We start from the raw sequence: 3,168 nt of genomic DNA, 5'->3' as shown, positions 1-3,168 counted from the left end.
AGTAGATCTGGTGCCGCAGACGATAGACGGCGCGGAGTTTCTCCGGCGTGTCCGCGAGAGTGACCTCAAAGGCCTCCGCTGCTTCCAGAAGTCCAGTACGCGACGACATCGTGGACCACTCCCCTGCTCACGATTCCGTGATACCATCGCATTGTCGCGGAGACGCAACCGAAAGTTGAAGCGGCCTGCTGATTTTTGCTCTTTTGCTAAAAGAATAATTCCGAATGATCCCATTTAGGCAAATAAACCTTTTATTACTATTTCGTTCTGAATAGTGCTGGTCTGAGGTAAGGTGTGGAAGATGCTGGACGTTGGAAGGTGGCGGTTGTGAGGACTGCTCCAGGACTGTCTCGGCTAAGTCAGCACGACCGCGGGAGGCGGGTTCGGTCACATCGGGATCGCTCGGCGGAGAATCGTCGAATGGCCGGCATTGAGGCGCATGCGCGACTGATCGTCGGCTTGCCCGAGGGAACTCGTATATGAGGCTGAAGGAGATTCGGGCCGACCTAGCCAAGGCCGGCGTGTTGGCTGGCATTGGTACGCCATGATGCTTCTTCGATCGGTGTCGGATGATTTGGAGAGACGTCAGTCCATGCTGCGAAGCGGGACTGCCCGGACATCTCAAAATGGCCCTAAGCGTGCTTCGTTGGCCAGATCGACCTTAATCCCGCAACGCTGCCTCCACCGAGGAAACCTGGGCGTCCACTAACATGAACCGCACCTGCAGCCGGGCGCCCCAGGCGAGCGCCTGCAGACCCGCATCCTGCTCGGACACTGCAGGCCCCCCACCTCCGTCGCAGGATTGTGCCCGCCCGGAATGGTCGCACTCGCGGTGCTCACAGCCGGATCAACGGCCGCGCCTTGTTGGCCCATGTCGACCGCGACCACGTGCGAGAGGTCAGGCCAGGCGGTTTCTTCGTCATGGACAACCTCGGCAGCCATAAGGGCGCGCAAGGCTGCCGAGCGAACCGTAGAGGGCCTCCGGAACATCATCGGACGCCTTGTCGAAACCTTCATGTCAGCCGAATGGGCCAACCTTCTCGTTATCGGCGGTGATGGCCGGGATTCATCGCAAGTCGATACAATTCCATTGCAAAACCAAGAGTTTCGATGCGGAATGGAAGGCGGAGTTAATTACGCATGCGTGGTACGCTTAGTCTGAACCGCGCTACACGGAAGAAGCTGCTCGTTGCAGAATTATGTATAGCGTTATTGTGAGCCTACTATTATTGTAAAGGGCGTTGAGGCATCGTGGTTGTGAGACGCTTGACCATGGGTGACAAACCATTGAGCCCTGCACGTGCTCGTGTCAGACATCTTCACATCGTGGCGGATACGCCGGAGCCACCGCGCACTCACCAGCCGCCTCGGCTTGGCGAAAAGTCGTCGGGTCATAGTGTGATCGGGACCCTCGCGGCCATCGCTGAGCAGCAGCCGTTATCTGCAGAGAACGTCTGGCGCGTTGTGCTCGTCGGTGAGGCAGTCGGCCGTTTGGTCAGTCGAGCGCGTGACGGGGCGCTGCAGCTGCTCCAACTTACTGAACTGACAGACGCGCAGCTTGACACCTACGAGGCTGCCATGAGGCTCCCGCGAGCCAACTAAAAATCTGCACGCGAAATGACGTAGGGTGTTGTGGCCGGTTTCGCGACATAGATTGTACGGGCGACCTGGGCTGGGCATGTCGGGCCGATGTTTCGCACTAGGGCCTGTTAGCGTCTGAATCCTTGGCAAGGTGCCTGCGTTCTCTGGCTTTCTGGAGAACGGGATGGCCCTGACGGATGAGCAGTGGGCGGTGCTGGATCCTCTTGTCGAGGCGTGGCGCCCGCACGCCAAGGTGCCACCTCAGCACCTGCGGAGGACCATCGGGGCCATTCTCTGGAGGCACGACAACGGCGCAAAGTGGCGGGCCTTGCCTCTAGAGGAGGGGCCCTGGTGGATGGCCGCACAGACCTTCATACGCTGGTCGCGCCTGGGCGTCTGGGAGCGCCTGTTGAGCATGGCGCAGGACCGAGGCATCGGGCTTGGCATGACCTTTGTCGACGGCACCTCCGTGCGGGCGCACGCCAAAGCTGCCGGGGCGGCCAAAAAGGCGCGACAGCGGCGGGGCGGGATGAGCGTGAGGCGCTTGGTCGCTCTCGTGGCGGCTTCGGCACCAAGGTCTGCGTGATCGCGGACAGTGCAAGCCGCGCCGTCGCCTTCTCGCTTGCACCAGGGCAAGCGCACGAACTGCCCTACGCCGTGCCCCTCCTCGCTACGCTTCCCGGCGTGCCGCTCTGGGTGGTGGGCGACCGAGGCTACTCCAGCCATGCCTTCCGCCAGCAAGTCTGGGACCTCGGTGCACGACCCGCGATACCGCCCAAAAGGAACGAGGCCCCAGTCGCCTGTCCAGATTGGATTTACAACAATCGCAGTCGCGTCGAACGCCTCTGGGCCAGGCTCAAGGAGTGGCGCGCCGTGGCGACGCGCTACGAGAAAACTGCTTCGTCCTTCCTCGGCGTCCTACACCTCGCCGCCACACTCGACTGGAGCAGGCGCTAACAAACCCTAGCACCCAAAGCATCGCTGATCGGTCGACGCCTTCTGCCTAGCATGTTCCCCGGTTTCCCCGCGGCGACGGCTGGGATGTCCTGGCCGACATCAAGGTGTTCGTTTTCGCGGTCGAGGCCGAACTGGACGTTACAGATCTGGACGCTTGATTATGAAGGACCAGACCTGCTTGTGCGCAGTGACACCAATATTCTCGCCCACGTGGAGGATCAATAAGCGTTTCAGTTCCATCAAAAACAGCGTCGTGCAGGTGAAAGATAATCGGCCTTTCACAACGGCACGTGAAATACATTACTCCAACTCACCCTCCAACACACCCTCTGGATAGTCGCAGCATCAAGAACAAACGTCTTCCCCATATGCAAAGACAAGGAATATAATGACAGATTGGCTCTGGGCGCAGCTGGTTTTTAGAAGAAGTGTCTTCTTCGCCTACTGCCTCTGCAACTCTGGCTTGCTCTCGTCTCGATAGCGGCTCACCTCGCGGTCTCGCGAGGTAGAGGTAAGCAATGACGTTAGCACGCGGTGGACTTCTGGAAGCAGCGGAGGCCTTTGAGGTCACTCTCGCGGACACGCCGGAGAAACTCCGCGCCGTCTATCGTCTGCGGCACCAGATCTACT

1 protein-coding gene is annotated in these 3,168 nt (G+C 59.8%); it reads left to right on the top strand.

Going from position 1 to position 3,168, the window contains the following annotated elements:
• The first annotated feature begins 1,765 nt into the window (after positions 1–1,765).
• A protein-coding gene (locus BO39_RS32260) for an IS5 family transposase (protein WP_156964148.1) occupies positions 1,766–2,538 on the top strand; the annotation gives its coding sequence in 2 pieces (ribosomal slippage) (positions 1,766–2,084 and positions 2,084–2,538; 774 coding nt in all).
• Positions 2,539–3,168 lie beyond the last annotated feature (630 nt).

The organism is Roseomonas aerilata DSM 19363 (assembly GCF_000711725.1).
GTDB classification, from domain to species: domain Bacteria; phylum Pseudomonadota; class Alphaproteobacteria; order Acetobacterales; family Acetobacteraceae; genus Roseomonas; species Roseomonas aerilata.
This window is presented reverse-complemented; position numbering and strand designations above follow the sequence as displayed.